Genomic DNA, 26,227 nt, shown 5'->3' with positions numbered 1-26,227 from the left:
TCACCTCACCTTCGAAATGTCAGGTGTCCACGCAGGGACTACAGGTGGTGGTGACGCCGTTGGCATTACTCCAAGGCTCATGCCCAGCTTCATGCGAACGTAATGGCGGCCAACCAATGGGCGCCCGCTGCGGGTTTCTACGAACACCCAGTTGCGCTGCTCGAGCCAGCGACGTTGGTAGCTTCGAGCCCTATAGCCCGTAAGCTCTTCGTCTGAAAGAATTTCAGTTTTCACGGCTTGTCCTCCATGTGTTTTTGACAGGGCATGTGACTGATCATGGCGGCGCTCCAATAAATTAGTTACTATAGGGGATGCTTGCTATTGAGTTTAGGTTTGTGGGTGGATGATTATGAAAAAGAAACTACTAATAGGTGATAAAGAGGTATTAGATTCGGGGTTGGTTATTTTGCCGGCCAACGAGTCAGTTTTCTCTATTTCACTAGATGATCTAGTTTTTTGCTTTGAGTTTATTAGCAATTCCGACAAAAAGGATTCAATTGATACTGAGATTGTTGGTAATGAGTTAAGGTTTCGGCTTTTTAATTATGACAATCGCGCCGGGCAGGGGGTCACAAGAACTTTTGCTGATATAGGTGTAATTAAGGGGCGGCCTGTTGGTATGGCGTTTATGTGCTATACGAACGACAATAAAAGCAGGGTGCTTGAATATACCTTTGTTTATCTTAATTCTTCGCTTTGATGGGGTGTGAAATTGAGTGGTAATCATGTCAATGCTCCTGACTTGTCTGATAAATCAGAACAGCCCTCTCGTTTGCGAGGGTGGTTCAATGCTCAGCCATTCTCCAATCTTATAGGGAAAGGTGATCAAGCGAAGGATTCTGTCGTCTGGTACCTTATTACCCGTATGGTTCGATGGTCGGCAATTTTTACATTGGTGCTATTTGGTGTTGATATATACTACAACAAAGGTGTTAATTGTTTGGATTTAATGAAGCAGTGCTGGGGGACATTTGCACCAATCATTACGTTAGCGATGGGCTATCTTTTTGGGAAGCGCGAGCGCGCAGCGAAAGATGAGTCGAACTAATAATCTAATGCCTAGATTGTACTAGAGCAATACTGCCAGCCTATTCGTCTGGATGGTTGAGTGATTCAATCGTCAGCCAGGCGCAATGGTTTGAGGTTGGGGTGAATTTCTCCCAGGTCGGGTGCGGCCTCGCCTGATCGATTTTCTATGGACATGGGAAGCCTTTAGCGCTTGCAAGCTGAAGTTGATTCTCTTGGCCTGGAGCAAGTCCTGGGTTCAACTCCACGCACTGGCCGGCGAGCAGGCCGGCGATCTGGGCATTAAGGTCGAGCTCTACTTGTCTCGTCTTTCGAGCCTTTTCAATTTCGCGGCCAGCTAAGAACTGCTCGATTAGGGCGTTGTCCTGCGCTTTCACTGCTATGAGATCGCGGCCAGTAGTTTGATGGCCGATAGCTGGATCTTCTTCGCCGCATGGCACCAGTTGGTGGATATTGTCGTGCACAGCCGAGACCCAGGCCAGTGCAAAATGGTCTCCAGCGGTCTCTGGCGAGTAGTCGCTGTGCTGCTTTCCCGATCGTACCTGAGATACGTACTCACGCCTGGCAATCGTCAGCTTGGTCAGTAGCGCCTCATAGGCATACATCGCGATCTGGGGCGCCGGATTCACACCCACATACAGCTCCCGTTCGATGACTCTAGGCCTGCAATGCTCGTCACGAAATCTCCAGCGGTGGGCGTGTGGGCACCGATGACCCTGCACAGTGTGGCCATTGGGTTTGTGCGTGAAGGCAGCAGTGCGGTTGCGGGCATGGTGAGCGTTCCGATCAGCGTGTAGCGAAAACACTACTCGCGCGTCGCTTTCAGTGTCCATGCCCAGTCAGTCACGTCTGGACAATTGGGCAAGAAAACTAACGGTTTGCTCTACTGACGTGCTGGTTCACGCGAGGAACAAGCATGGCGTCTCGGTCGAACAGCGCAAAAAGGCTATCGCCGAAGCAGTAGCCCAGCGTGATGTCGAGTTTGCCGGAGGCGAAACCAAGTACACCAGTGGTACAGTGGATCAGCTAACAGAGAGCTCTAATGCCATTGAGCGGGAGTTTTACGACTTTTACCGCACACCTCGTGGTGAGTTCACCCCCAAAGGGCTGTCGCCGCTTCTGACGACCCATCCGACGCTGACCAGTAACGTCAGGTTCATGAACTTCTATCCGTTCAATGACATCGAGACGATCTCGCCTCGTCCAATGTTGTTCATCACAGGAGAGGAAGCTCATTCCCGTGAGTTCAGCGAGGAGGCGTATCGCCTTGCCGGCGAACCCAAGGAGTTGGTAATCGTGCCAGGCGCAGGCCATGTCGATCTCTATGACCGCGTCGAGCTGATCCCCTTCAGCAAGCTGACCACCTTCTTGCGCGAAAACCTCAAGTAACTACTGCTATTCCCAGACCCAGCTCCTGAAAGCTGGGCCTGGGCGCATGTGTCTTTTGAAATCGCTACAACGAGAACCGCCATGAGCAGCCCAGCAATCTCCCTTCAACACTCAAGTCGTCAGGTCTGGAGCGCTGTCCTGGCGATGTCACTCTGTGCCTTCGCATTGGTGGCATCTGAATTCTTGCCGGTGAGCCTGCTCACGCCGATTGCATCCGATTTGTCATTGACTGAGGGGCAGGCCGGCCAGGCTATTTCCATCTCCGGCTTCCTTGCTGTCATCACAAGCTTGTTGCTCTCCAGCTTAACCCAGGGGATCGACCGCAAGGCTGTCCTGCTTGCCACAACGGTGCTCATGCTGGTTTCGGGTGGGATGGTGGCCTTTGCTCCGAACTATCTCACCTTGATGGTAGGGCGCGCCGTGCTTGGGATTGCCATTGGTGGTTATTGGTCGATGTCCACTGCAGTAATGATGCGCATCGCACCTGAAGCGCTCGTTCCGAAGGCCATTGCCGTTATGCCGGGCGGTACAGCGTTGGCCACGGCAATCGCAGCGCCAGTTGGAAGCTACCTAGGCGGCATGATTGGCTGGAGAGGGGCATTTTTTTGCGTCGTGCCATTGGCCGCATTGGCGTTGATCTGGCAAGCATTCACACTCCCGGCCATGCCGAGTGAGCGGACTCAAGTATCGGCCACCGGCTCCTTGCGTTTGCTGGGAGACAGCAAAGTCGCTCTCGGCATGGCTGCAGTAGCGTTTCTCTTCATGGGTCAGTTCACACTATTCACATATCTGCGACCCTTCCTGGAAACGGTCACGCATGTCGATGTGCCCACCCTCTCGCTCCTGCTCCTGATCATCGGTGTGGCAGGATTGGTGGGCACCACGTTTGTCGGCTCCTCCGTTAGCCGAAACCTGAATAGGATTTTGATAGGCATACCCTTGATCATGACTGCCACCGCATTTGCCGTGATCGCGGTTGGTAGCTGGGTGGTTCCGGTCGCCGCATTGTTGGGGTTGTGGGGGCTGGTTGCGACCTGTGCGCCTGTTGGGTGGTTCACTTGGTTGGCCAAAGCGCTGCCGCACAATGCAGAAGCCGGTGGTGGCTTGATGGTCGCGGTTATTCAGTTGGCGATCACTGCTGGTGCAACTGCAGGCGGGGTGCTGTACGACGGGATGGGTTATCAGGCTACCTTCATTGCCAGTAGCGCGTTCTTGTTCATCGCAACCACGCTGAGTGTTATCACAAATCGCAGGTGAAATACGGCACCGCAATTGTGGGGCAGCTATCCTTCCTTGGCTCACGTTGCTTGCTTTGCGCCATGCTGGCATGACAGCGAGTGGGCTAGCCATGGCGAAAGGGAGAGATCGTGAAAAGAGATCTGAGCAAGGTACTCTTGCCCGACCATCCGCTGTACACCGAGGCTATGGAAGCGCTGAAGGCCTATCATCAGGCCGAAGTTGATGGGGTCGTGGGTATGGAGTTGGAGCGCCTCATCTTTTTGTCAATGGCACTAGTCCACAGATAAACAGGCACTATGTCAAAGATGTATTTTATCTCTGACGCGCGCCTGCTTCGCTGCTCGCTGAACTCCAAGCGCCAAAGACAGAGAAGACTTTGGCGGCATGCGCTTCGTTGATCGTCGTGTCTGCGGGAATGGCGATCCAGCCGGATGCGACCAGCTGATTTGGGTTGGCATTGGCGCGCAGATCGGCGTAGATCGACTCAATCACATGGGTCAGATGCTCTGCCCGGTAGATACCCTGGGGAGCGGCCTCGACTGACTTGTGATAGCGCTCGCCCAGTTCGGTACGGCACAGCACGCTGAGGTAGATGGTCCTGCGGTGCGGGATGTCGCAGACGGCGTCGACGACCTGGCGCACGCGGATCTGCTTGAGGTTCTTCCAGTTGATCAGCACCTGCCTGCCGCTAGGGTCGATGTTCACCACGGCTGCATGATCCGCCGTGACCAGCGCTGGACACGTGCGCTCAAGGCGAGCCCGCATGTTGTGCTGCTTGCGCTTGCTCATTGCCGCGTGCTCGTTTTGCTTGCCGCCCCGGCCTCCACCACGTCGACGAAGCGCATCGCAGCCCGGTGGCTGAAACAGAAGCCCTTGGTCTTGCCGGTGGCAATCTCGATGATGTGCCACGCCTTGCCCTTCGCGACTGGCTGGAAGCGCAGCTCAGGAAGCGGAGCTGGGCGCCCGATCTTCTCGTAGAACTCGGCAGTTGCCATACCGGACCGAGCACGCATGTCGGCCAGGCAGGCCGCACTTTCTTGTAAGCGTGGGTGCATGGTGTGTTCCTCTGGTCGGGAATCAGGCGTGATGCTCGAAGGCCTCGGCCTTGCGAACGATTCGAACTTGGGCGGTACGGCGTTCGGGCGCTCGCGGCGCATAGGGTCGCTGTCGTCGATGGCTGCGTGCATGGCGATGAGGCCGGCGAGGGCGATGCACAGCGGCCTGATGATCTGTTGCTGCATGGCCTTGGTTACCGCCTCGATGCGCCGCCCAGCCTCAAGCTTGAAGAGGGCGTTCTCGATAAGGTTGGTCACGGTGCCGGGGCTGCCCGCGCCGACGTCCACAGACGTGACCCAGATGCTGGAGGGCCTGAAAGGCCAGATCGGCAAAGACCAGTTCGATCAAAAGGTGACCACCAGTTTGATGGCCTGCAAGCATCAGATTGATGCGCTCGACGCCCTGGGCGCGTACGACCCTGAGCAGCCCTACGAGAAAGGCCAGATGGTGGTGGTCGACGGCAGGATCTACCAGGCCTCCGAGCCAGCTCCGACCGACCCGTCCGGGCCCAACGGGCCGCCAAACAGTGTGGGTTGATGTCGGCCAAAGTATCGAGGCGGCGAGCGGGCTGGCCCAGCAGGTCGAGATAAACACCGTCAAGATCGAAGAGGTCGGCGGGAAGGTTACCTCGACCGCCGAGAGCTTGCAGGCCCTTCGGGCGTCGTCGCGGCCCGACGATACCGAGGGTGAGCTGGCTGAAGCGCTGGCGGCATGGGAGTCGAAGGCCGCCATCGCTAATGAGCGACTGTTCGAACAACCGAAACGTCAGCGCTTGCGCCCAGCACTGAGACGCTGACTGCCCAGGTAGGTGAAGCCAACGCCTCTATCTGCCGCACCGATGAGGTTGTGGCTGGCATCGGCGGCAAGGTGTTCACCATGCCTTCGTGGAAGACCGAGACCAACGTCAACGGGAAGCAGGTCGCTAATCGCCCCCGTGTGCCAGCCAAAGCACATCTGAGTTTCCTTGACGCTTGATCCGTCGACCACCGGGCAGCATTTCAGGGCATGGATCCTGCCCATCCTGACACGCGTACGCCCCTGAAAAACAAATCCCGTGCAAAAACGTTGGTCATTTTAAATGCTTGTCCTGGGCTACCTGCTAGCTCACCCCCCGCCCAAAGAATCCGCGTAAATGCTCCACAAAAAACGCCACCTTCGCTGAAAGATTCAAGCGCTCCAGATACACCGCATAAATATCCGCCGGTGGCGTCTCCCAATCTTCCAGCACCTCTACCAGTCGCCCGCTGCGCAGATGCTCGGTCAGGTTCCACTCGGCGCGCATCAAGATCCCCTGGCCGTCCAGTGCCCAGTTCAATGCCACTTCACCATCGTTGGTGCTCAAGCGCCCACCCACCTTCACCGTTTCGCTCTGCTTGCCGCGGCTGAAGCGCCACAGCCCGAATGCCGCATCGTTCTGGCGCAGCACGATGCAGTCGTGCTGCGCCAGGTCCTTCGGCGCCAATGGCGTGCCGTAGGCGGCCAGGTAGGCCGGGGTGGCGCACAGGCGTCGGCGGTTGGCGGCGATACGCCGGGCGATCAGGCGCGAATCGGGTAGGTCGCCGAAACGGATGGCCACATCGATCGCGTCGTCGGGCAGGTTGATCGGACGGTCGGTCAGGTGCAGTTGCACCTGCACCTCAGGGTGGCGTTGGGCGAACGATGAAATCGCTGGGGCTACATGGGTGCGGCCAAAGCCCAGTGGGGCGTTGACCCGTAGCAGGCCCTTGGGCTCGGCGCGGCTGCTGGAGACTTGGCGCTCCAGCTCTTCGATCTCCTCGAGGATGCGCCGGGCGTTGACCAGATAGGTCTCGCCTTCGGCCGTCAGGCTGATGCTGCGCGTGGTGCGATTGAGCAGGCGCACGCCCAGGCGCTGCTCCAGCTGGGCCAGGCGCTTGGAAACCGCAGGCGGGGTGAGGTTCAGCTCGCGCGCGGTCGCCGCCAGGCTGCCCAGCCGGACCAACTGGGTGAAGAAAGCCAGTTCCGACACCGCATTCATTGGTAACTCCAGGGAAATAATGATGTGAATTTCATTGTATTACAGCATTTCTGAAAAACCATTAACGTTGCCTGGCGTGATTAACCACAACAAAACTGGGCTATTCAGCTGCCTGCCTGGCAAGCCCAACCGCCACTCAATCCGACCCACAACAATAATTCGGAGACGGCAATGGCCAAGCGATACCTTGGAAAACTGTACGTGCAAGTCCTGATTGGCGTGACCTTGGGCATTCTGCTCGGGGTCTTCTGGCCCGAGGTTGGCGTCGATCTCAAGCCTTTGGGCGACGCCTTCATCAAACTCATCAAGATGGTCTTCGCCCCGGTGATCTTCGCCACCGTGGTGCTGGGCATCGCACGCATGGAGAACATGAAGGAGCTGGGCCGCGTAGGCATGCGTGCGCTGATCTACTTCGAAGTGCTGTCTACATTCGCCCTGGTGCTGGGGCTGGTGGTGGTCAACATCGTTCAGCCAGGGCAGGGCATGAACGTCGACCCGGCTACCCTCGATGCCAAGAGCATCGCCAGTTACACCGCGGCCGCCAGCAGTGGCTCAGGGGGCTTGAGCGACTTCCTGCTGAACCTGATCCCCGCCAGCGTTATCGACGCTTTCGCCAAGAACGAGATCTTGCAGATTCTGCTGTTCTCCAGCCTGTTCGGCATCGCCCTGGCGCACTTGGGGCCACGCGGCAAGCCGGCAGTGGATGTACTCGAAGCGTTTTCCCACGGCATGTTCCATATCGTTGGCATGGTCATGCGTCTGGCGCCGTTGGCAGCTTGTGGGGCGATGGCATTTACCGTGGGCAAGTACGGGCTGGGCTCGATCGTATCGCTGGGCAAGCTGATGGCGACCATGTACCTCACCTGCTTCATGTTCGTGGTGCTGGTGCTGGGTTTCATCGCGCGGCTGTCGGGTTTCAGCCTGTGGAAGCTGCTCAAATACTTGAAGGAAGAGCTGTTCACCGTGCTCGGCACCAGTTCCTCGGAGTCGGTGGTGCCGCAACTGATGACCAAGCTTGAGCGCGTCGGTGTGTCCAAACCGGTGGTTGGCCTGGTGATCCCTTCGGGGCTGACCTTCAACCCCGACGGCCAGTGCATCTACTACACGATGGCGGCGATCTTCATCGCCCAAGCCACCAACACCCCGCTGACATTGATGGACCAACTGATCGTGCTCGGCGTACTGCTGCTGACCTCCAAGGGTTCGGCGGGGGTGACTGGTTCGGGCTTCATCACCCTGGCCGCAACGCTGGCGACCATGGACAACATCCCGGTGGCCGGCATGGTCCTGCTGTTGGGGGTAGACCGCTTCATGTCCGAAGCCCGTGCCATCACCAACACGATTGGCAACGCGGTCGGCACCGTGGCCATCGCCCGCTGGGTCGGCGCCCTCGATCAGCAGCGCCTGGAGCAGGTGCTGGCTGGCCAGCAACCGCCTGAGCCGGAACCGGCCGTCACCCCAATCCTTACCCGAAACGCCTGAACAGCGCCTTGTGCTGCAAAGAGGAGATAACCCCGTGGACACCACAATCGACAAAGACAACGCCGTGGCAACGCTCACCGACGTGTTGGCGAAATTCACTGCCTACATTGGTAAGCGCCTGCCCAAGGACGTGAAAGAAAAGACCGCCAAGCTACGCGCCGCCGAAACCAACCCGCTGGCCATCGCCGTGTACGACTCGATGGCCGACAACCAGGCCTACGCCGACAAACTCAATCGCCCCAGTTGCCAGGACACCGGGGTGATCCAGTACTTCATCTCTGCCGGTGCGCGCTTCCCGTTGCTGGGCGAGATGGAGGGCATCCTGGAGAACGCCACCAAGGAGGCCACTGTGCACGGGCCGCTGCGCCACAACGCCGTGGAAACCTTCATCGAGAAGAACACCGGCACTAACACCGGCTCGAAGATCCCGTGGCTGGATTGGGAAATCATCCCAGATGCCGACTACGCCATCGTTGACGTGTATATGGCCGGTGGCGGTTGCACCTTGCCGGGCTCGGCCAAGGTCCTGATGCCGGGGCAAGGCTATGAAGGGGTGACCGAGTTCGTGTTCGATGTGATCACCTCACGCGGGGTCAACGCATGCCCACCGTTGCTGGTCGGGGTCGGGGTGTCCACTTCGGTGGAAACCGCCGCTCGGTTGTCGAAGAAAGCCATCCTGCGTCCGGTGGACTCCGCTCACCCCAACGAAAGCGCGGCGATGATGGAAAAGCTGCTCGAAGACGGCCTCAACGAAATCGGCATTGGCCCACAAGGCCTGACCGGTAACAGCAGTGTGATGGGGGTGAACATCGAGTCCTCCGCGCGCCACCCTTCGACCATCGGCGTGGCCGTCTCTACCGGTTGCTGGGCGCATCGGCGCGGCAAGATCCGCATCAACGCCGACCTTTCCTACGACATCCTCTCCCATGAAGGCGTGATTCTGTGAACAGTCCTGTGAAAAAGATCCTCAGCACCCCTATCAGCGATCAAGACCTGGCCGACCTCAACGTGGGCGATGTGGTGTACCTCACCGGGCAACTGGTGACCTGCCGTGACGTCGCCCACCGCCGCCTCATCGAGCTGGGGCGCGAGTTGCCGGTGGACCTGCGCGGCGGGGCGATCTTCCACGCCGGCCCCATCGTCAAGAAGAAGGACGACGGCAGCTTCGAGATGGTGTCCATCGGCCCGACCACCAGCATGCGCATGGAAAAATTCGAGAAGCAGTTCATCGAGCAGACCGGCGTCAAGCTGATCGTCGGCAAGGGCGGCATGGGCCCGGAGACCACCACCGGCTGCCTGGAAAACAAGGCCGTGCACGCGGTATTTCCCGGAGGCTGTGCGGTTCTGGCGGCGACCCAGGTAGAAGAAATCGAGCGTGCCGAATGGCAGGACCTGGGCATGCCCGAGACGCTGTGGGTGAACCGTGTGCGCGAGTTCGGGCCGTTGATCATTTCCATCGACACCAAGGGCAATAACCTGTTCGAGCAGAACAAGGCCCGCTTCAACGCGCTCAAGGGCGCGGTGATCGAGAAGATCAACAGCCAGGTTCGTTTCATCAAGTAGGTACGGGCCGCCCCTGGCGCTTGCCTGCGTCCACGTCCGTGGACTGCCGCACAAAGGCGGCAGCCGCTGCGGGTGGGCGCGGGTAAGTCGTGCGTTCGGCAGGGCCGGCTCAGGCTTCCAGTGCCATCCTCAACACCGCACTCAAATGCCGGCGCTGGCTCTTTTCATGCTCCAGTAGCACCATGCGCCGGGTCAGTTGCGGCTCACCAAAGGGCAGTACGCTGGCGGGCGGCAGCCGTTCGAGGTCTTCATCGCTTATCGGTATGATCGCCACCCCCAGCCCCATGGCCGCCATGCGTGCCAGGGCCTCCTGGCTGTCCAGCTCCATTTGCTCGCTGACTTGCAGGCGCTGGCGGCGCAGCTCCTGCTCGATCTGACGTCCCGCCCAGGCGCGCTTGTCAAAGCGCAGAAACGGCTGGCTGGCTAGCAGTTCCGGCAGGCTGACCCCGATGAGTTCGGGACTGGAGATCGCCCAGAAGCGGTCCTCGAACAGGGGCGTGTATTGCAAGCTTTGCGGGTAGGGGCTGACCGGCTCGGTGGTGATTGCTGCATCGAGTTCGCCGTCTTCCACGCGTCGTGCCAGTTCTGCCGACATGCCCGATACCACGCTCACATGCAGTTGCGGGTGGTGCGCCTTGATCCACACCAATGCTCTTGGCAGGCGCCGGGCCAGTACGGTATGGATGGCTCCGATGCGCAGTCGGCCGCGCAGGCTCGAACCACTGGCCAGGGTGTCGGCTAGCTCGTCGTATGCGGCCAGGATAGTCTCGGCGCGAGCCACTGCCAGCTGGCCGGCTTCAGTCAGCACGACCTGGCGACGGCTACGGTCGAACAGCGTCACCTGCAACTCCACTTCGAGGGTCTTGATGTGCAGGCTCACCGCCGAGGGCGTCAGGCTGAGCAGGTCGGCGGCGCGGGCGAAGGTACCATGGCGGGCTATGGTCACCAGGGTGCGCAGGGCTTTGAGTGACACGCGAAGGGCTCCAAGGCAGGCGGCACAGGCCCACACCATACGCCATTAATCCTTCGGGAAGGGGTTCAGGCTGCAATCGATCCAGGCCTACGGAGAACAATTCAGGGCGCGCGATGACCGCGTTGCGCTTTCGAGGAGAACGCGATGTCCCTGGACCTGAACTTCATCTACTACTGCAACTTTCGTTTCGATGGCAAATTCCATGTGCGGTGTACCGGTGCCGATCTTGGCAAGGTGGCACGTATCCGGTACGTGCTGGAGCGCCTTGGTCCCGATGGCCCAGTTAAGTTGCAGGGCAAATCGGTGTACGGCCATGCCGCTAGCGGCAAGCTTGTCGACCATGGTTGCCCAATGACTTTCGTGACCCGTGAAACCGCTGGGCGCTTCGCCATTCGCCCGTCGGTCGTGCTGCTCGACCAGCATGCGACGGCGATGGGGCGGCCGACCGGGGCTGCTGGTGTGTTCGAGCTGGAGCCTCTGCTGTTGCAGGTGCAGGAGAGTGATCTTGACCGCAGCGTGCTGGACAAGGTGCCCCTGGCCGCTGACACACACACTGGCCGAACCAGGCGGCATGCCGAGCGAGGCCCGCACGATCCTTATGGCCAGTCGCTGCCAGGGCTGCCTCAGCCGCAAGACGGTGAGCGTTTTCCGTTGTTGTCGATCGGTTTCAGCGAGGGCGGCTATGAGCGACTGCTCGCTGACCTTGAGCCAGACAGCCTCTCTTCGCTGGTGCGCCTGTGGCCGTCGCTGGGGGCTGTCATTCAGCCGCTCCCATTGCTTGAAGCGCATGAGCGTGACGATCCGGCGTTGGATGTGCTAAGGAACTACTGCACCCTCGAGCAGCCTGCGAGCATGAGCAACGACACCTACGTCGAGCTGCTCAAGACCTTGGCGGCTTTGGATTATGTGGTTTCGCTGCAGTTCCAAGGTACCCCTGAGTCACCCAATCTGGTGGCGCTCGGGGTGGCGGGGGTGCTGGCCACGCTGTTGACCGGTGCAGCATGGGCGGCCGGCGAGCGGGCTAACAGCAACGCCGCGCCGACACCTGATTTCGAGGTGCTGCAGCACTACCTGGACGCTCCAGGGCCTCGGTGGAAGGGCCTGAACATCCGTGCAGCCTGGGAGAAAGGAGTGACCGGTGAGGGTGGACGGATTCATTTTTCCGACGGGGGGCTGTTCCCCGAGCATGAGGACCTGCAAGGTAATCCAAAGCTGACGGTGGTCAACTCCACACCCAACGATGATCCGAAGCACGGCACCGCCTCGGCCGGTGTTCTGCTAGCGATGAACAATGGCTTTGGCATGACCGGTATCAGCCATGGCAGCGAACTGTTCCTTTACGACAATCGTGCCAGGAACGCTCGGCACGAGTCGCAGGTGCTCAAGGACCTGCTGCGCATGGTGGTACCGGGCGATATCGTCGGCATCAACCGGCAGACCGCCAACCTGCAGGTGCTGAGCACCTTCCTGCCCGCAGTGCATGATCGGTCATGGTGGGACGTGATCGCCCAGTTGACCCAACGTGGTGCTATCGTGGTCGTGGCAGCGGCCAATGGCAGCGGCGCTACCCTCGAGGACAAGGGAACGGTGCAGAGCTACGGTGTCGACCTAGGCGCCTGGTCGTACTTCAGCGACCATGGAGACGCCGACGCCATACTGGTGGGCGCCTGCCATTCCTGGGATGGCAAACCGCACCAATACTCCAACTTCAATTACCGCTACCGCATGCTCAACGCCTGGGGCGACAGTGTCGCCACGCTGTCCTACGGCGTGCTTCAGGACAAGCCGGGAGAAAACCGGGACTACACCGATAACTACAGCGGCACGTCTTCGGCCACACCGATGGTCACTGGTGCGTTGAGTCTCGTGCAGTCCTACGCCATGACCCGGCACCACGTATACCTGGATGCCAACCAGATGCATTTGCTGATCACGGCGTCGGGTCACAAGGACGCCACCCTGCCATTGACCGACACCCTGCCCATGGGGGCGCGACCGGATGTAGCAGCGGCTCTGGCCTTGCTCGACCGCCTGTTGGGCGGGGGCGATTTCGACCAGGGCTGACGGGCCATCAAGTCACGCCTTGTGGCCGGCACGGTACAAGGCGTTGGGATCCAGGCCGGTGGCTCAGACGCGGAACTGGTCCATCAAGCTTTGTTGCTGGTTGGCCAGGTTGTTCAGCGACTGACTTACGCGTGCCGACTCGTTGGCTTGTCCTGACAGCGATTCGGTGACGTCGCGGATGGTCGCGACATTGTGGTTGATTTCCTCGGCCACAGCGCTCTGCTCTTCGGCGGCGCTGGCGATCTGCAGGTTCATGTCGGTGATCACCGTCACGGCCTGGCCGATGCGTTGCAGCGCGGTGACGGCCTGGCCGACCTGCTCGACACCACCCTGGGCCTGACGGTGGCTGCTGTCCATGGCGCCGACCACTTCCTGGGTGCCGGCCTGCAAGGCTTCGATCACCTGGCGTGTTTCCTCCACCGATTCCTGGGTGCGTCGCGCCAGGTTACGCACCTCGTCGGCGACCACGGCGAAGCCACGCCCGGCTTCGCCGGCACGGGCCGCTTCGATGGCCGCGTTCAGGGCCAGCAGGTTGGTCTGCTCGGCGATCGAGCGAATCACCTCCAGTACCGAACCAATCTTCTCGCTGTTACGCGCCAGGCCTTCTACCTGAGCCATGGCGCTGTTCATGTCGGCGGCCAGGGTGTCGATGCTGCTGGTGGTGCGGTCGATCACTGCCAGGCCTTCACGGGTGGCCTGGTCGGCGTCGCGCGCAGCCTGGGCCGCCTGGGCCGCGCTGCGGGCGACGTCCTGGGCGGTGGCGCTCATTTCGTGGGAGGCGGTGGCCACCTGATCGACTTGGCGATACTGCTGCTCCATGCCTGCGCTGGTCTCGGCGGCGATCGCCGCAGACTGGTCGGCGGTGCCGCGAGCGGCCTGCACCGAGCGTTTCACCTCGGCGATGGTCGGCTGCAACTTGTCGAGGAAGCGGTTAAACCAGCCGGCCAGCTCGCCCAGCTCATCGCGTTTTTCGTATTGCAAGCGGCGGGTCAGGTCGCCTTCACCGCTGGCGATGTCCTTGAGCATGGCGGCCACGCCAAGAATTGGCCGGGTCACGCTGCGAGCTGTTAGCCATACCAGCAGCAGGCCGGCGATGGCGGCGGCCAGGCCCAGGCCCAACTCCAGTAGGGTGCCGCTGGTGTTGAGGGCATCGAGCGCCTGCTTAAGCGTTTCGGCAGGGCCGGTGAGGACGCTTTCCGGCACATCCAGCAGCACCCCCCACGGCTTGCCGCCGGGGATTGGCTCGAAGGCCCCGAGCACTTTCAGGCGCTGCTGGCCATGCACGATCTGTAGCTTGCCGTCGGCCAGCTTGCGCACCAGCGCTGCGCCCTGTGCCGTGTCGACCTGATCCAGACGCTGCGCCAGTTTGCTGGCATCGGCGCTGTAGCCGGCGAGCAAGCCTACCGGGCTGAGAATGGCGACCGTGGTACGGCCTTCGTACAGGCTGCGGCTGGCCGATTCGCTCAGGGCCTGCAAGCTGTTGAGGTTGATGTCGATGGACAAGGTGGCGATCACCTTGCCGTTGGCCTTGAGCGGGAACACGATGCTGGTCATCAGCACCCGTTGCCCTTCGATGTCATAGAAGTACGGCTCGACCACACATACCTGGCCGCTGCTGCGCGGGCACACCCACCAGGTATTCGCGGGCTCGCCGCTGGGGCCGATAGCGGTATTGGCCATGTCCTGCTCAGGTAGGGCCATTGCGGTCAACTGGCCGGCGCGCGGTTGCGACCAGTACAGGGCGAAACGCCCGGTTTCGTTGCTGCCCAGCGCCGCTTGTCCGGCGAACAGCTTGTCCTTGCCGTCCAACGCGTCGGGCTCGAATACCAGTGACAGGCCCAGCAGCTCGGGGTTGGCCAGCAGTGCGGCACGCACTTGCGCGGTCATGTCCTGGCGCAGGTCATAGGCATCGAGAAAACGCTTTTCGGCCTGCTCGCGCAGGAACAGCACCTGGCGCGCGAAGCCTGCGCCGTACTGGTAGGCGTCCATGAACTGGCGACGAATGTTCAGTGACTGGACCTCACTCTGGGACTCGATACGGGCCTGGGCGGCCTCGGTCAACATCTGCATGCTGCTGGCCTTGACCAGGTCGGAGCTGTGGTCCATGCGGTACAGCGAAAGGCCGACCAGCAGGGTGACGATACTGGCCAGGCACAAACCGGCCAGTAGGGTGATCTTCCATTGAATCGAGAGTTGTCGCAGCGCAGGCATGGGGGCAAATCCCTTCTAATTAGGTTTTGATGCTGCCGTGTATGTCGGCGTGGTCAGCTTTTTCTTTATTTGAACGTTCAATTTAAATCATGCGACGTTAGTCGCACATAGGCGAGCGGGGGTTTTTGACTTCTGCTGGCCTGTGCTTCAGAGTGTGCGCCCTTCATAACAACATCATTAAGCCCGGCCACTGCCTGCGCGCAGCTGTCGCCGGAACGCTAGCTTTTTGTCTGTCGAATCGAGGTTTGTACACCATGAATGCAGTGATTGCCGCGGTCGGGGTCATGCTGGTCCTGAGCCTGTCCCGCGTGCATGTCGTCATCGCCCTGATCGTCGGTGCCCTGGTCGGGGGCCTGGTCGGTGGATTGGGGATCGAAGGAACGCTTCTGGCCTTCAATGGCGGTCTGGGCGGCGGGGCGACCGTAGCGTTGTCCTATGCCTTGCTGGGCGCCTTCGCCGTGGCCATCGCCAAGTCGGGTCTGGCCCATGCGCTGGCCGATCGGGCCTTGGCGATGATCGACCGTCAGGGCCATGTCGAAGGCGGCAAGGTGAAATGGCTGCTGATCGGCCTGATGCTGGTGGTGGCGGTGTCGTCGCAGAACCTGCTGCCGATCCACATCGCCTTCATTCCGCTGTTGGTGCCGCCGCTGCTGTACGTGCTGACGCGGTTGCGCATCGACCGACGACTGATCGCCTGTGTGATCACGTTCGGCTTGATCACGCCATACATGTTCCTGCCGGTGGGTTTTGGCAACATCTTCCTCAATCAGATCCTGCTGGCCAATGTCAGCCGCGCCGGGGTCGATGTCAGCGCCGTGAACGTCACCCATGCCATGGCCATTCCAGCGGCGGGCATGCTCGCAGGTCTGCTGCTGGCGGTGTTTTTCAGCTATCGCAAGCGGCGTGATTACGACCTGGCGCGCATCGAGCAGGTCGAGCAGGCGAGCGTTCGTTACAACCCGCTGACGCTGCTGGTGGCCGGTGTGGCGATTGCCGCGGCGTTCATCATCCAGCTGTGGCTGGACTCGATGATCATCGGTGCCATGGTCGGCTTTCTGATCTTTTCGCTGTCGGGCATCGTGCGCTGGACGGAAACCGACGACCTGTTCACCGAAGGCATGAAGATGATGGCCATGATCGGCTTCATCATGATCGCAGCGTCGGGGTTTGCCGATGTGATGAAAGCCACCGGCCATGTGCAGAGCCTGGTGCAGGCCGCCGCGCAGTGGATCGACCACAGCAAGGGCGTCGGCGCCTTGCTGATGCTGCTGGTGGGCTTGCTGGTGACCATGGGCATTGGCTCGTCGTTCTCGACCGTACCAATTCTGGCGGCGATCTTCGTGCCGCTGTGCGTGCAACTGGGCTTCGACCCTGTCGCTACCGTGTGCATCGTTGGCACCGCCGGCGCCTTGGGCGATGCCGGTTCGCCGGCCTCGGACTCGACCCTGGGGCCGACCTCGGGGCTCAACGTCGATGGTCAGCACCATCATATCTGGGACACGGTGGTACCGACGTTCATCCACTACAACCTGCCGTTGCTGGGGTTTGGCTGGTTGGCGGCGATGACCCTCTGAGGCTGCACAGGCCGGCGGCCAGGTTGCCGCTGGCACGCCCGCATGATAGAAATCGAGCCTGCCATTCAGATGTTGAATACCCCGATGTCCATCAGCGTTAAATCGAATAGAGCCCTGTTCGACCTCGACCTGCTGCGCGCTATCGTGGTGGTGGCCGATTGCGGCAGTTTCACCACCGCTGCCGCGCGTCTGCATTCCACCCAATCCACCATCAGCCAAAAGGTTCGCCGCCTTGAAGATATGGTCGGCCATCGCTTGCTGGTGCGCGGCAACCGCGATGTGCTGCCCACCGACGCCGGCCAGACCTTGCTCGGCTATGCCCGGCACATGCTGGCGCTGAACGACCAGATGCTCGAAGCCCTGGCCGGGGCAATGGTCGGCGTGACCCTACGCCTGGGTGTACCGGAGGACTTCGTCGGTGGGCGTACCACCAACGCCTTGTCGGCGTTCAGCCGCGAGCATCCGCAGGTCAAGCTGGAAGTCACCAGTGGGCTGTGTCGCGACCTGAGCCAGGCCTACGACAATGGCGAGCTGGACCTGGTGCTGCTCAAGCAGCGGCGCAACAGCCGCGAAGGAGTGGCCTGCTGGCCTGAACGCCTGCAATGGATCGACAGCGCGCGCATGCCGTCCTTCGAACTGGACCCCGTGCCGCTGGTGACCTTTCCTCCACGTGGTTTGTACCGTGACGACATGATCAGCGCCATCGAAGGCATGGGCCGACGTTGGCGTATCAGTTTCACCAGTTCCAGCCTGAGCGGCATCCAGGCGGCGGTGGCCGACGGCATGGGTATCAGTCTGTTGCCGCCGCGTGCGGCCACCCATGAGCATCGCGTGCTAGGCGGCGCCGAGGGACTGCCGGAGGTGGACAGCTACGAGATCGTGATCGTCTGCAGACCGACTGCGGATGTCATGGTCAAGGCATTGGCTCAGGTCTTGACCCAATTGCTGGGCGAACAGGCGATCTGAGCGGCGGGTTGCTCACGTCGCCCCATCCAAGGCAACGCCTGTTGTGCATCGTGCAGGCTGAACGCCGTCAGCCGCAAGAGGGTCAGGGGCAGCCAGGTACAAGGCAGCTGGCAGGCTCGGGCAAGCGCGGCGCGTGGCGAAAGGCGATAGTGGCGCCGCCTCACCAGGCAGTCTTCATACTTCATAGACGCTGCATTTGAACGCCGGCCTTGTGCCGGCGTTTTTTTTCAGCACGCTGCAATCCTGCGCATCGGGTCAGAGCGCGACCCCTTGCGCGAGCGCGTTGGTGCTCTCACAAGGGGTAAGGTTGGCCCTAGAACGGCACGGCCACCGTCAGTTGGCTGTACACGTTGGTTCCGTCGCCACCGACCTGGTTACCGCCGTTGCTTTGATCTTTGCGCGGTTGGTACAGGCCTACCAGCGGGCTGATGATCAAATGCTCGTTGACGGCCCACTCAACATAGAAATCCAGTTCGCGAGCATCGAGGTTCAGGCTGTTGCGGGTGCGCACGGTGTCGAAGTCGAAGTACAGCGCGCCCACCGTAACATTTTCCAACGGCGTGGCTTTCAGCCCCACATGATGGATGCCAGTGTTGCTGTTGAAGGGGCCGGCGTAGTTGGCCGCCACCTCGCCCTGGAACCAGGTGCCGTAGCCGCTGGACAGCCCACTGAACAGCGGATCCCACTCGGCCGAGTAGCGGGTGTAGCGATAGGTCAAGGTCGGCGCCCAAGGCACATCGGCGAAGGTATAGCCGGCTTGCAGGTACCAGGCCTGCTCCGGGCCGCCACGTTTGTCCTGCCAGGCGTATTCGAAGGCGAAGTTGGCGTGCTCGATCCCTGCATCGCCTTCGCCGCGCAGGCTGTACACGTCCATGCCCTCGCGGGCTTTCTGGAATTCACTGGCCCACTGGTCGGTCACACCGATACCGTGGATCCAGGTCAGCCCCAGCGTACCCAGGGCGTGGGTGTAGTCCAGGGTGGCGGCGGCAAGCTCGGTCTCGGCTTGAGCGCGGTTATCGGATTTGAGCCACAGCAGGCTGCCATGCAGCCCGTCCTGCCCGCCCAGGCGCAGCATCGCCGTGCGGTCGAACGCATGCCGGGCCGCCAGGTAGTAGGCACCGCCGCGGTCAAGCGCGCCGTCGGCCACGCCGTTGCCCAGGTTCGGACCGTCGTCATTGATCAAGAAACCACTGCCCAGGCGAATGGTCTGGCGGCCTGCGGACACATCCACGCCATCCTTGCCCAGCAACGGGAACAGATCGCCAGAGCGCCAGCCCAGGTAGGCATCCTCGATCTTGGTGGTGCGCTCGGAGCCATCGGTATTGCCAGCGGCATCGCCATCGCCCCAGGTGGCCGAGCTGACCCAGTTGAGCGCGCCGTACAGCGTACCGTTGCCGGCCAGTCCCTGATCGCCGCTCAGGCCGTATTTGATGAACCCTTCGCGCCAGGTCGAGCCACCGGCGGTGCCGTCGTAGTTCTTGCGGCTGTTGAACATGCCCCAGACCGCGAGCATGTCGGCGTTCAGGTGGCTGTCGTCGTCGGCATACAGCTCGTAGGCCGGCGCCGCCTGGCTGGCGAGCAAGGCCGCCAAGGCCAGGGTGGACAGCATGTGTGGTTTGACCATTGCACTTCCCTCGTTGACGTTCGCACCCTGGAGGGCGCCTTTTGTTGTGAGGCGCCTCGTGGTGGCGAGGGCCGTCGCGGTTGGCAGCGACGGTGTATTAGCGCGTGTCAGGCGGGGTGGGGTCTTGTTCGAGGCTGCCAAGACGCTTGCACGCCTTGGCCAGAACCGTGAGCCGCTCAGTAGCGGATCATCACCGACTTGAGTTCAGTGAAGTCATCGATGAACGCCGAGCCGAATTCGCGGCCGATCCCGGAAGCCTTGATACCACCGAATGGCACGGCCGGGTCGAGCAGGGTGTGCATGTTGACCCATAGCGTGCCGGCTTGGATTTCCGGGATCAGGCGCATGGCCTTGCCCAGGTCGTTGGTCCACAGACTGGCGCTCAAACCGTAGGGGCTGGCGTTCATCAGGTGCAGCAGTTCGTCTTCGCTGTCATAGGGCAGGAAGGTCGCCACAGGGCCGAATGTCTCCTGGTTGAGCAGGGTGTCGCTGGGGCTTTTGGCCAGGATCACCGTGGGCTCGACGAAGCAGCCAGGGCCATCGCCGATGCGTCCGCCATGGATGATCTGACTGCCTTCGGCACGGGCTGTGGCGAACAGCTCGGCGAGTTTCTGCTGGTGCGGCTTGTTGGCCACCGGGCCGAACTGGGTGGTTTCATCCAGGGGCGAGCCGACCTTCAGCTGGCCCAGGCGTTCTCCGAGGGCGTCGAGCAGCGGGTCCAGGCGCGAACGATGCACATAGAAGCGCTCGCCCGCAGCGCAGATCTGTCCTGAGTGCAGGAAACCCGCCTCGATGATGCCGTCCACGGCTTTGTCGATCCCAACGTCGGACAGGAACGCCACCGCGTTCTTGCCGCCCAGCTCCAGGGTCGCACGGGTGAGCTTGGCGCCCATCGCCGCCTGGCCGACCGCGATGCCGGTGGGCACGGAGCCGGTAAACGATACCTTGTCGGTATCAGGGTGCTCGATCAGCGCCTTGCCGACCTGGCCTGCACCGGTCAGCACGTTCAGCGCGCCCGCAGGCAAGCCGGCCTGGCTGGCCAGCTCGGCGATGCGCAGCAGGGTCAGCGGGGTGAACTCGCTAGGCTTGATGATGATGCTGCAACCGGTGGTCAGGGCCGAGGCGAGCTTCCAGATGGCGATCATGGTGGCGAAGTTCCACGGCACGATGCCCACCACCACGCCGATCGGCTCGCGCAGGGTGTATGCACTGTAGCGCTCACCGGCGAAGGAGGGCAGTGACGGGGTGATGGTCTGACCGGTGATCTTGGTCGCCCAGCCGGCGTAGTAGCGCAGGAAATGCGCTGCCTGTTCAACTTCGAAAGCCCGCGAAATGCCGATCAGCTTGCCCGACTGCAGGGTTTCTAGCTGGGCCAGCTCTTCACGGTTGGCCTCCAGCAGATCGGCCAGCTTGAACAACACGGCGGCGCGGGCGGCGGGGCTGGTGCGTGACCAGACGCTGAAGCCCTGACGGGCCGAGGCCACGGCCTGGTCGACTTCAGCCGGGCTGGCGTCGGCGATATGGGCAATGGTCTGGCCGTCGGCCGGGTTGATCACGGCAATCTTCGCGCCGCTCTGGCTGGCGACCGCCTGGCCGTGGATGAACAGGCCGTGCTCACGGGCCAGAAAGGCGCGGACGGCGGGAAGCAGGGGGATATCGCTCATGGGAACTCCGAGGCAGATGTGAAGAACGGCTCGCAGGCCGCCAGAGCGTTGGAGCATAGTGAGGGGGGTGAGACGGTGCTTGTGTCTGCGTGACAGCGACATGACCCTGAGTGCCAAGTGTTTACAGCGGCACCGCAGAGCCCCTGGCAGCCAGCAACAAAGCTCACGGCAGCCACGGGCAAGACGCTGTGCAACAGGCGGCGCACAGTGCTCGGGCAGGGAGGCAACCGCCGTGCGCGCAGGTTCGTCTGCCGCGTCCAACGCAATAACAACAAGCCGGGGCTACAACGATGTCACTCAACAACTCGCTCACCGAGCATCTCAACCGGGGCACCGTCGGTTTCCCTACCGCACTGGCCAGCACCATCGGGCTGATCATGGCCAGCCCCGTGATCCTCACCGCGACCATGGGCTTCGGGATTGGCGGCGGTGCGTTCGCCATCGCTATGGTCATTGCCGCGCTGATGATGCTGGCACAGTCCACCACCTTCGCCGAGGCGGCCTCGATCCTGCCGACGACCGGCTCGGTGTACGACTACATCAACTGCGGCATGGGCCGTTTCTTCGCCATCACCGGGACCTTGTCGGCCTACCTGATCGTGCATGTGTTCGCCGGCACCGCCGAAACCATTCTCTCGGGGGTGATGGCACTGGTGAACTTCGAGCACCTCAATACCTTGGCCGAGTCCGCCGGTGGTTCGTGGTTGCTGGGGGTGTGTTTCGTGCTGGCGTTCGCGGTGCTCAATGCCTTTGGCATCAGTGCCTTCAGCCGTGCAGAGGTGATCCTGACCTTCGGCATGTGGACCACCCTGATGGTGTTTGGTGTGCTGGGCCTGATCGCCGCGCCTGCGGTGACGCTGGAGGGGCCGTTCGGTGCATCGCTGGTGGGCACCGACCTGATGACCATCCTCTCACTGATCGGCATGGCGATGTTCATGTTCGTGGGCTGCGAATTCGTCACACCCCTGGCGCCGGAGTTGCGCCGCTCGGCCTGGGTGCTGCCGCGGGCCATGGCCCTAGGGTTGTTCGGCGTGGCCAGCTGTATGTTCATCTACGGCGCAGCGATGAAGCGTCAGGTCGAGAACGTGCTGCTCGATGCCGCCACCGGCGTGCACTTGCTCGACACGCCCATGGCTATCCCGCGCTTCGCCGAGCAGGTGATGGGCGATATCGGGCCGGTATGGCTGGGGATCGGTTTCCTGTTTGCGGGCGCTGCTACCATCAACACGCTGATGGCTGGGGTGCCACGCATCCTCTACGGTATGGCCGTCGACGGCGCGCTGCCCAAGGTCTTTGCCTACTTGCACCCGCGCTTCAAGACGCCGCTGCTGTGCATCCTGGTGGTGGCGCTGATTCCGTGCCTGCATGCCTGGTACTTGGGCGGCAACCCGGACAACATCTTGCACCTGGTCCTGGCAGCGGTCTGTGCCTGGAGTACCGCCTACCTTCTGGTCACCGTGTCGGTGGTGATCCTGCGTATCCGCCGCCCGGACCTGCCGCGCGCCTATCGCTCGCCGCTGTTCCCGTTGCCACAGATCGTCTCCAGCGCCGGCATCCTGATTGGCATGGCCTTCATCACCCCGCCTGGCATGAACCCGGCCGATATCTATGTGCCCTTCGCCATCATGCTCGCAGGCACCGCCACCTACGCGTTGTTCTGGACCCTGGTGGTGCAGAAGGTCAATCCGTTCAAGCCGGCGCGTGTCGAGGATGTGCTGCGCAAAGAGTTCGCCGCCGAGCCAGGCCATGCCGTGGAGCGTACCCAGCATGATCAGACGTTTGCGTGAGCGCCTGCTGGCGCCTCGCGCGCCGGCTGGTTACCGACCTGGGGTGACCCTCGGGCACCTGGCGCGCAACCTCGGGCCACTGCCGATGCTGCGCCGCGAAGCGGCGGTGGGCACGCTCCAGGCTCAGGGCTGGAGCGCTGAGGTGCGCGAGTGTGTTGAGGCGCACTTGCTGATGCACGTGGTCAGCTGTGAGTTCCGCGTGCAGATGCCTGCCCTGCAACAGGGCGATGTGCGCTTGGTGTTGCGTCATACCGGTGCGATTCGCCGCACCGGCGTGAGCTGCGTGCGGCGTGGTGGCGATGCGCAGCGCTTCACCCAAGTCCGCGAGGCCCTGCTGGGCGATGCGGCCCTGTTGGCTGCCCTGATGCCTCTGGACTTCAAGCGTCTGACCCTGGAGTGTCGCGACGGCCAGTGGTCGCTGGCGCTGGAGCACATGGGTGGCAGTGAGGTGGTCAACCGCATGCCGGCGTTTCGGCGCTATATCCAGATCAGCCCATCGCAGCGCGAGCATCTGCTAGCCAGTCTGGGGTTGTTCAGCGAAAGACTGCAACGTATCTGACACTTTCTGGCACATCCCTTGCTGCTGTTCTCGGCGTACAGATGACAGTTGTGTGCACATTGTTAACATGTTATCAATGGGTGCATAACAACAACTCACGCGTCGAGGGCAGCCATGCTTCTTCAACAACCCGACCGTCAAGGGCTCGAACGTTGGACCCAGGCCATGCAGCAGATCTGCGGCCGTTTCGAGACCCAGCTTGCCTCCAATCATTCGTTGTTCATCGGTGAGGTGTCCGCCTGCACGCGCGCAGGCCTGCCGGTCGCCAGCCTGCGCACCAACGCCGGCAAGATCCGCCGTCTGGGCGAGAACCCCGCGCTGGATGACGATCAGCACTGTTTTCTGGTCAGCCAGCGTACCGGCCATTCGAGCATCGCTCAGGGCGGTACGCGTATTAGCCTGGCGCCGGGCGAGTTGCTGTTGATGGATTCGGTCGGGCAATGCGAAATCCTCCCCAATGGCCTGATCGAGCATGTGTCGCTGGCCTTGCCGCGCGAGCAAGTGCGCAAGCATGTGCAAGGCAGCGGTGCGATGTTCGGCAAGATATCCTCGAGCAATGCCTGTGGGCGCATGCTGCACATGCTGATGGATCAGTTGTGCAAGGAGGGGAGCGGCAATGACGACGGCGTCCAGGGCGAAGCCTTGCAGAGCGCGTTCATGGCGTTGCTGGAGCCAGGATTCGAGCGCGGTGACGCCGATGCGTGCAACCTGGGGATGCTCAGCGGTGCCCAGCTGCGTGGCTATGTGCAGCGGGTAATCGATGAATCGCTCTCACAGCCAGGGCTGACCCCGGCAAGCCTGGCGGGGCGGCTGAACATCTCGGTACGTCAACTGTACCGCTTGTTCGAAGAGCAGGGCGACAGCGTGTGCAGGTATATCCAGCGTGCGCGCCTACAGCGCAGCGCCGACGATCTGGCCAACCCGTTCTTCAGGAGCGAGTCGATCACCTCGATCGCCTACAAATGGGGGTTCACCGACTCGGCGCATTTCAGCCGTTCGTTCAAGAAGCAGTTCGAGCAGTCGCCCAAGGACTTCCGGGCGCAGGCGATAGCCTGAAATGCCACATCGCAGGCTGCAACCCGCGCATGCTGCTTAAGGCGTGGGTGAGGCCTGCGATGTGCTGAGGCAAGGCTTGAGGCGTCGTGCTGTGTTCAAGCCTTGTGCTGCGAAGGGAGTACCGCGGTTGCCGTCTCAGGCGACAGCCAGGTAGTGCTTGACGAACGACTCGCTCAGCACTTCCCACAGCACCGGGGTGCCCTTGGTGACGAACCACGCATCACCGGCTTTGTAGCGGGTGACTTGGCCGGTGGATTCGTCGGTCAGCTGGATCTCTCCGGTGACAATGACTGCTTGTTCATCGAACGGATAGACCATGCGGAATATGCCACGGGTGGTGCCGAAGTAGGCGCTGCTGACCGCATCGGTCGGTGCGCCGTAGGTCATCTTGCCGTAGCACTTGAGTTCGCCTTCTAGGATGGTCGAGCCCAGGTCGGCAACGGTGCCCCAGGCATCGAGTTCGGACAGTTGGATGCCTTGTCTGGCGGCGGTAAGGGTCATGGCAGTTCTCCAGTGGGTGGGTGAAGGTTCAACGACGGCCGTTGAAGTAGCCCGAGAGCTGGTGCACGGTCTTGCCGGCGGTCAGCAGCAACGGGCGCAAGTGATCCTTGCCAAAGATTCGCGCATGCTTGACCGAGCGGATCAGCTCGTAGCGCGCTGAGCCTTGGTGCATGCCTTCGGCGAGGATCTTGCAAATGATGTGGCTGGGGGTGACGCCAAAGCCCGAGTAGCCCTGTACGTAGAAAGCGTTGGGGCGGTTGCTCAAGGTGCCGATCTGCGGGAACAGGTTGGCACTGGTGGCCATCGGCCCGCCCCAGGCCAGGTCGATGCGCACATCCTTGAGGTACGGGAAGATCTTCAGCATCAGGGCGCGGTTCCAGGCTTTCAGGTCCAGGGGAATGCGCTCGATGAACGGGGTGGCAGCGCCGAACAGCAGGCGGTTCTCGCGTGTTACCCGGTAGTAGTCGATGACCGGGCGGATATCACTGTAGGCGCCGCGAATCGGGCTGATACGCTGGATCAGCTCATCTGGCAGCGGCTCAGTCATCATCTGGAAGGCGTAGGTGTTGATGGTGCGCGCATGCAGCTCGGGCTCCAGCTTGTTGAGGAAGCTGTCGCAGGCCCACAGCAGCTTGCTGGCGCGCACCGAGCCGCGCCCGGTACGCACGTGGATGCGTTCGCCATACGTCACCTCCAGCGCCGGGCTGTGTTCGAAGATCCGCGCACCGTGCCCGACCAGCGCCTGGGCCTCGCCGAGCAGCAGGTTGAGCGAGTGTACGTGGCCGCCGCCCATGTGCAGCAAAGCACTGCTGTAGGCGTCGCTGCCGATGATCTGGCGTACCTCCGATCCTCCGAGGAAGCGAATCTCGTCGCGTGGGTTGATTGCCTTGAAGTCTTTTTCCCAGGCCCGCAAGGTCTTTTCCTGGCGGCGGTTGAAGCCCATGTAGCCATAGCCGTGGCAGAAGTCGGCATCGATCGCGTAGCGGGCGATACGCTCCTTGATGATGCCGGCGCCCAGCTCGCTGATCTCGAAGATCTGTTTCAGGCCCTGCTCGCCGACGCTGTGCCTGATTTTCTCCAGGTCGTGGCCGATACCCGCCATGATCTGCCCACCATTGCGCCCGGTGCCGCCGAAACCCAGGTAGCGGGCTTCGAGCACGACGACATTGGTAATGCCTTGCTCTGCCAGCTCCAGCGCGGTGTTGATGCCTGAGAAACCGCCGCCGATAACCACGACATCGGCGTCGATGTCGTGCTCCAGGGTGGGGAAGCTCAGGTTGTATTTCTTGGTGGCCGTGTAGTAGGTCGGGGTTTCGGTGGTGATCATGACGCTGCCTGCTGAATGGGAAGTGTGGTGGGGCCGTTACGGTCGACGTGTCCACGCAGGCCATTGAGCGCCTAACGATGGGTAGGTGTCTTGCCCAAGCCTGCCATGATGATTGACTAGCCTGCCAGCACTGGATCCAGCTAACAGGCTTGACGTTGGCAGAAGACTTG

Annotated in this window: 26 protein-coding genes and 3 pseudogenes; 16 read left to right on the top strand and 13 right to left on the bottom strand. The window is 61.6% G+C overall.

The window, feature by feature from the left end; genetic code table 11:
* A complete protein-coding gene (locus ACNFIC_RS20785) occupies positions 1-234 on the bottom strand; it encodes a DUF4224 domain-containing protein (protein ID WP_416781815.1) in 234 nt (77 codons plus the stop codon).
* Between the two features lie 115 nt (positions 235-349).
* Here ACNFIC_RS20785 and ACNFIC_RS20780 point away from each other — a divergent pair, with 115 nt between their 5' ends.
* The gene (locus tag ACNFIC_RS20780) at positions 350-700 is read left to right on the top strand and encodes a DUF6864 domain-containing function (protein ID WP_416781814.1); all 351 of its coding nucleotides are present in this window, start codon (positions 350-352) and stop codon (positions 698-700) included.
* Positions 701-712: 12 nt separating this feature from the next.
* The gene (locus tag ACNFIC_RS20775; RefSeq protein ID WP_416781812.1) at positions 713-1,048 is read left to right on the top strand and encodes a hypothetical protein; all 336 of its coding nucleotides are present in this window, start codon (positions 713-715) and stop codon (positions 1,046-1,048) included.
* Positions 1,049-1,193: 145 nt separating this feature from the next.
* On the opposite strand, the gene ACNFIC_RS20770 is transcribed toward ACNFIC_RS20775, so the two are convergent.
* Complete coding sequence (locus ACNFIC_RS20770; RefSeq protein WP_416781811.1) at positions 1,194-1,661, bottom strand: hypothetical protein; 468 nt, start codon at positions 1,659-1,661, stop codon at positions 1,194-1,196.
* Positions 1,662-1,899: 238 nt separating this feature from the next.
* Here ACNFIC_RS20770 and ACNFIC_RS20765 point away from each other — a divergent pair.
* The 3 genes and pseudogenes from ACNFIC_RS20765 to ACNFIC_RS20755 form a co-directional block, all read left to right on the top strand.
* Positions 1,900-2,415 (top strand): annotated as a pseudogene (locus tag ACNFIC_RS20765) (alpha/beta hydrolase); the annotation flags it as partial.
* Positions 2,416-2,496: 81 nt separating this feature from the next.
* The gene (locus ACNFIC_RS20760; protein ID WP_416781809.1) at positions 2,497-3,672 is read left to right on the top strand and encodes an MFS transporter; all 1,176 of its coding nucleotides are present in this window, start codon (positions 2,497-2,499) and stop codon (positions 3,670-3,672) included.
* Positions 3,673-3,782: 110 nt separating this feature from the next.
* A complete protein-coding gene (locus ACNFIC_RS20755; RefSeq protein WP_416781807.1) occupies positions 3,783-3,941 on the top strand; it encodes a hypothetical protein in 159 nt (52 codons plus the stop codon).
* Between the two features lie 25 nt (positions 3,942-3,966).
* On the opposite strand, the gene ACNFIC_RS20750 is transcribed toward ACNFIC_RS20755, so the two are convergent.
* The 3 genes and pseudogenes from ACNFIC_RS20750 to ACNFIC_RS20740 all read right to left on the bottom strand — a co-directional run.
* Positions 3,967-4,443, bottom strand: a complete 477-nt coding sequence (locus ACNFIC_RS20750; protein WP_416781806.1) for a hypothetical protein — start codon at positions 4,441-4,443, stop codon at positions 3,967-3,969.
* Positions 4,440-4,709, bottom strand: a complete 270-nt coding sequence (locus ACNFIC_RS20745) for a hypothetical protein (RefSeq protein WP_416781804.1) — start codon at positions 4,707-4,709, stop codon at positions 4,440-4,442. Before ACNFIC_RS20745 ends, ACNFIC_RS20750 begins: the two co-directional genes overlap by 4 nt.
* A 22-nt stretch (positions 4,710-4,731) precedes the next feature.
* Positions 4,732-4,979, bottom strand: a pseudogene (locus tag ACNFIC_RS20740) (helix-turn-helix transcriptional regulator); the annotation flags it as partial.
* Between the two features lie 22 nt (positions 4,980-5,001).
* On the opposite strand from ACNFIC_RS20740, the gene ACNFIC_RS20735 reads away from it, so the two are divergent.
* Both ACNFIC_RS20735 and ACNFIC_RS20730 read left to right on the top strand, forming a co-directional pair.
* A complete protein-coding gene (locus tag ACNFIC_RS20735) occupies positions 5,002-5,247 on the top strand; it encodes a hypothetical protein (protein WP_416781803.1) in 246 nt (81 codons plus the stop codon).
* Entirely contained in the window at positions 5,237-5,506 is a 270-nt protein-coding gene (locus tag ACNFIC_RS20730; protein WP_416781802.1) for a hypothetical protein, read from the top strand. The genes ACNFIC_RS20735 and ACNFIC_RS20730 overlap by 11 nt, the downstream gene beginning before the upstream one ends.
* A 303-nt stretch (positions 5,507-5,809) precedes the next feature.
* Here ACNFIC_RS20730 and ACNFIC_RS20725 read toward each other — a convergent pair whose 3' ends face one another.
* Positions 5,810-6,706 (bottom strand): LysR family transcriptional regulator, encoded by an 897-nt coding sequence (locus tag ACNFIC_RS20725; protein ID WP_138218139.1) that lies wholly within the window; start codon positions 6,704-6,706, stop codon positions 5,810-5,812.
* 171 nt (positions 6,707-6,877) lie between these two features.
* Here ACNFIC_RS20725 and ACNFIC_RS20720 point away from each other — a divergent pair, with 171 nt between their 5' ends.
* From ACNFIC_RS20720 to ttdB, 3 genes are read left to right on the top strand one after another with little or no spacing between them, the layout of a single operon-like run.
* Entirely contained in the window at positions 6,878-8,188 is a 1,311-nt protein-coding gene (locus ACNFIC_RS20720; RefSeq protein ID WP_416781801.1) for a dicarboxylate/amino acid:cation symporter, read from the top strand.
* 46 nt (positions 8,189-8,234) lie between these two features.
* On the top strand, positions 8,235-9,134 hold the full coding sequence (gene ttdA / locus ACNFIC_RS20715) for a L(+)-tartrate dehydratase subunit alpha (RefSeq protein ID WP_416781921.1): 900 nt from the start codon (positions 8,235-8,237) through the stop codon (positions 9,132-9,134).
* An 8-nt stretch (positions 9,135-9,142) separates the two neighbouring features.
* Positions 9,143-9,751 carry a L(+)-tartrate dehydratase subunit beta gene (gene ttdB / locus ACNFIC_RS20710; RefSeq protein ID WP_138218177.1) on the top strand — a complete coding sequence of 203 codons (609 nt, stop codon included), beginning with the start codon at positions 9,143-9,145 and terminating at the stop codon, positions 9,749-9,751.
* A gap of 109 nt (positions 9,752-9,860) precedes the next feature.
* On the opposite strand, the gene ACNFIC_RS20705 is transcribed toward ttdB, so the two are convergent.
* Positions 9,861-10,724: a LysR family transcriptional regulator gene (locus ACNFIC_RS20705; RefSeq protein ID WP_138218137.1), complete on the bottom strand. Its 864-nt coding sequence runs from the start codon at positions 10,722-10,724 to the stop codon at positions 9,861-9,863.
* Between the two features lie 144 nt (positions 10,725-10,868).
* On the opposite strand from ACNFIC_RS20705, the gene ACNFIC_RS20700 reads away from it, so the two are divergent.
* Complete coding sequence (locus ACNFIC_RS20700) at positions 10,869-12,788, top strand: S8 family serine peptidase (RefSeq protein ID WP_416781798.1); 1,920 nt, start codon at positions 10,869-10,871, stop codon at positions 12,786-12,788.
* A gap of 63 nt (positions 12,789-12,851) precedes the next feature.
* Here ACNFIC_RS20700 and ACNFIC_RS20695 read toward each other — a convergent pair whose 3' ends face one another.
* Together ACNFIC_RS20695 and ACNFIC_RS20690 are read right to left on the bottom strand one after the other, a co-directional pair.
* A complete protein-coding gene (locus ACNFIC_RS20695; RefSeq protein WP_416781920.1) occupies positions 12,852-13,607 on the bottom strand; it encodes a methyl-accepting chemotaxis protein in 756 nt (251 codons plus the stop codon).
* 102 nt (positions 13,608-13,709) lie between these two features.
* Positions 13,710-14,675 (bottom strand): annotated as a pseudogene (locus ACNFIC_RS20690) (HAMP domain-containing protein); the annotation flags it as partial.
* A 578-nt stretch (positions 14,676-15,253) separates the two neighbouring features.
* Between ACNFIC_RS20690 and ACNFIC_RS20685 the strand changes: the two are divergent.
* Positions 15,254-16,573 (top strand): Na+/H+ antiporter family protein, encoded by a 1,320-nt coding sequence (locus ACNFIC_RS20685; protein WP_416781797.1) that lies wholly within the window; start codon positions 15,254-15,256, stop codon positions 16,571-16,573.
* Between the two features lie 84 nt (positions 16,574-16,657).
* Positions 16,658-17,539, top strand: a complete 882-nt coding sequence (locus ACNFIC_RS20680; RefSeq protein WP_416781796.1) for a LysR substrate-binding domain-containing protein — start codon at positions 16,658-16,660, stop codon at positions 17,537-17,539.
* 313 nt (positions 17,540-17,852) lie between these two features.
* Here the strand turns inward: ACNFIC_RS20680 and ACNFIC_RS20675 are convergent, their stop codons facing one another.
* Both ACNFIC_RS20675 and ACNFIC_RS20670 read right to left on the bottom strand, forming a co-directional pair.
* Positions 17,853-19,163: a hypothetical protein gene (locus ACNFIC_RS20675; protein ID WP_416781794.1), complete on the bottom strand. Its 1,311-nt coding sequence runs from the start codon at positions 19,161-19,163 to the stop codon at positions 17,853-17,855.
* Positions 19,164-19,339: 176 nt separating this feature from the next.
* On the bottom strand, positions 19,340-20,827 hold the full coding sequence (locus tag ACNFIC_RS20670; protein WP_416781793.1) for an aldehyde dehydrogenase family protein: 1,488 nt from the start codon (positions 20,825-20,827) through the stop codon (positions 19,340-19,342).
* 290 nt (positions 20,828-21,117) lie between these two features.
* Here ACNFIC_RS20670 and ACNFIC_RS20665 point away from each other — a divergent pair, with 290 nt between their 5' ends.
* The 3 genes from ACNFIC_RS20665 to feaR all read left to right on the top strand — a co-directional run bounded on the left by ACNFIC_RS20665 (position 21,118) and on the right by feaR (position 24,229).
* Complete coding sequence (locus ACNFIC_RS20665; protein WP_138218130.1) at positions 21,118-22,614, top strand: APC family permease; 1,497 nt, start codon at positions 21,118-21,120, stop codon at positions 22,612-22,614.
* The gene (locus ACNFIC_RS20660) at positions 22,595-23,173 is read left to right on the top strand and encodes a DUF3156 family protein (protein ID WP_416781792.1); all 579 of its coding nucleotides are present in this window, start codon (positions 22,595-22,597) and stop codon (positions 23,171-23,173) included. Before ACNFIC_RS20665 ends, ACNFIC_RS20660 begins: the two co-directional genes overlap by 20 nt.
* Positions 23,174-23,287: 114 nt before the next feature.
* Positions 23,288-24,229, top strand: coding sequence for a transcriptional regulator FeaR (feaR, locus tag ACNFIC_RS20655; RefSeq protein WP_138218128.1), 942 nt, complete (start codon positions 23,288-23,290; stop codon positions 24,227-24,229).
* Positions 24,230-24,364: 135 nt separating this feature from the next.
* Here feaR and ACNFIC_RS20650 read toward each other — a convergent pair whose 3' ends face one another.
* Together ACNFIC_RS20650 and ACNFIC_RS20645 are read right to left on the bottom strand one after the other, a co-directional pair.
* On the bottom strand, positions 24,365-24,730 hold the full coding sequence (locus ACNFIC_RS20650; RefSeq protein ID WP_138218127.1) for a cupin domain-containing protein: 366 nt from the start codon (positions 24,728-24,730) through the stop codon (positions 24,365-24,367).
* 28 nt (positions 24,731-24,758) lie between these two features.
* Positions 24,759-26,057 carry an NAD(P)/FAD-dependent oxidoreductase gene (locus ACNFIC_RS20645; protein ID WP_138218126.1) on the bottom strand — a complete coding sequence of 433 codons (1,299 nt, stop codon included), beginning with the start codon at positions 26,055-26,057 and terminating at the stop codon, positions 24,759-24,761.
* Between the last annotated feature and the right edge of the window lie 170 nt (positions 26,058-26,227).

The sequence above is a fragment of the Pseudomonas sp. NY15463 genome (genome assembly GCF_048068415.1).
Lineage (GTDB): Bacteria > Pseudomonadota > Gammaproteobacteria > Pseudomonadales > Pseudomonadaceae > Aquipseudomonas > Aquipseudomonas mosselii_C.
This window is presented reverse-complemented; position numbering and strand designations above follow the sequence as displayed.

Coding starts and splice junctions, on each gene's coding strand:
- ACNFIC_RS20695 (WP_416781920.1), bottom strand. CDS start 13,607: ATGGAGCAGCAGTATCGCCAAGTCGATCAGGTGGCCACCGCCTCCCAC.
- ACNFIC_RS20680 (WP_416781796.1), top strand. CDS start 16,658: ATGTCCATCAGCGTTAAATCGAATAGAGCCCTGTTCGACCTCGACCTG.
- ACNFIC_RS20675 (WP_416781794.1), bottom strand. CDS start 19,163: ATGGTCAAACCACACATGCTGTCCACCCTGGCCTTGGCGGCCTTGCTC.
- ACNFIC_RS20700 (WP_416781798.1), top strand. CDS start 10,869: ATGTCCCTGGACCTGAACTTCATCTACTACTGCAACTTTCGTTTCGAT.
- ACNFIC_RS20665 (WP_138218130.1), top strand. CDS start 21,118: ATGTCACTCAACAACTCGCTCACCGAGCATCTCAACCGGGGCACCGTC.
- ACNFIC_RS20780 (WP_416781814.1), top strand. CDS start 350: ATGAAAAAGAAACTACTAATAGGTGATAAAGAGGTATTAGATTCGGGG.
- ACNFIC_RS20760 (WP_416781809.1), top strand. CDS start 2,497: ATGAGCAGCCCAGCAATCTCCCTTCAACACTCAAGTCGTCAGGTCTGG.
- ACNFIC_RS20670 (WP_416781793.1), bottom strand. CDS start 20,827: ATGAGCGATATCCCCCTGCTTCCCGCCGTCCGCGCCTTTCTGGCCCGT.
- ACNFIC_RS20725 (WP_138218139.1), bottom strand. CDS start 6,706: ATGAATGCGGTGTCGGAACTGGCTTTCTTCACCCAGTTGGTCCGGCTG.
- ACNFIC_RS20645 (WP_138218126.1), bottom strand. CDS start 26,057: ATGATCACCACCGAAACCCCGACCTACTACACGGCCACCAAGAAATAC.
- ACNFIC_RS20720 (WP_416781801.1), top strand. CDS start 6,878: ATGGCCAAGCGATACCTTGGAAAACTGTACGTGCAAGTCCTGATTGGC.
- ACNFIC_RS20745 (WP_416781804.1), bottom strand. CDS start 4,709: ATGCACCCACGCTTACAAGAAAGTGCGGCCTGCCTGGCCGACATGCGT.
- ACNFIC_RS20660 (WP_416781792.1), top strand. CDS start 22,595: ATGATCAGACGTTTGCGTGAGCGCCTGCTGGCGCCTCGCGCGCCGGCT.
- ACNFIC_RS20650 (WP_138218127.1), bottom strand. CDS start 24,730: ATGACCCTTACCGCCGCCAGACAAGGCATCCAACTGTCCGAACTCGAT.
- feaR (WP_138218128.1), top strand. CDS start 23,288: ATGCTTCTTCAACAACCCGACCGTCAAGGGCTCGAACGTTGGACCCAG.
- ACNFIC_RS20685 (WP_416781797.1), top strand. CDS start 15,254: ATGAATGCAGTGATTGCCGCGGTCGGGGTCATGCTGGTCCTGAGCCTG.
- ACNFIC_RS20750 (WP_416781806.1), bottom strand. CDS start 4,443: ATGAGCAAGCGCAAGCAGCACAACATGCGGGCTCGCCTTGAGCGCACG.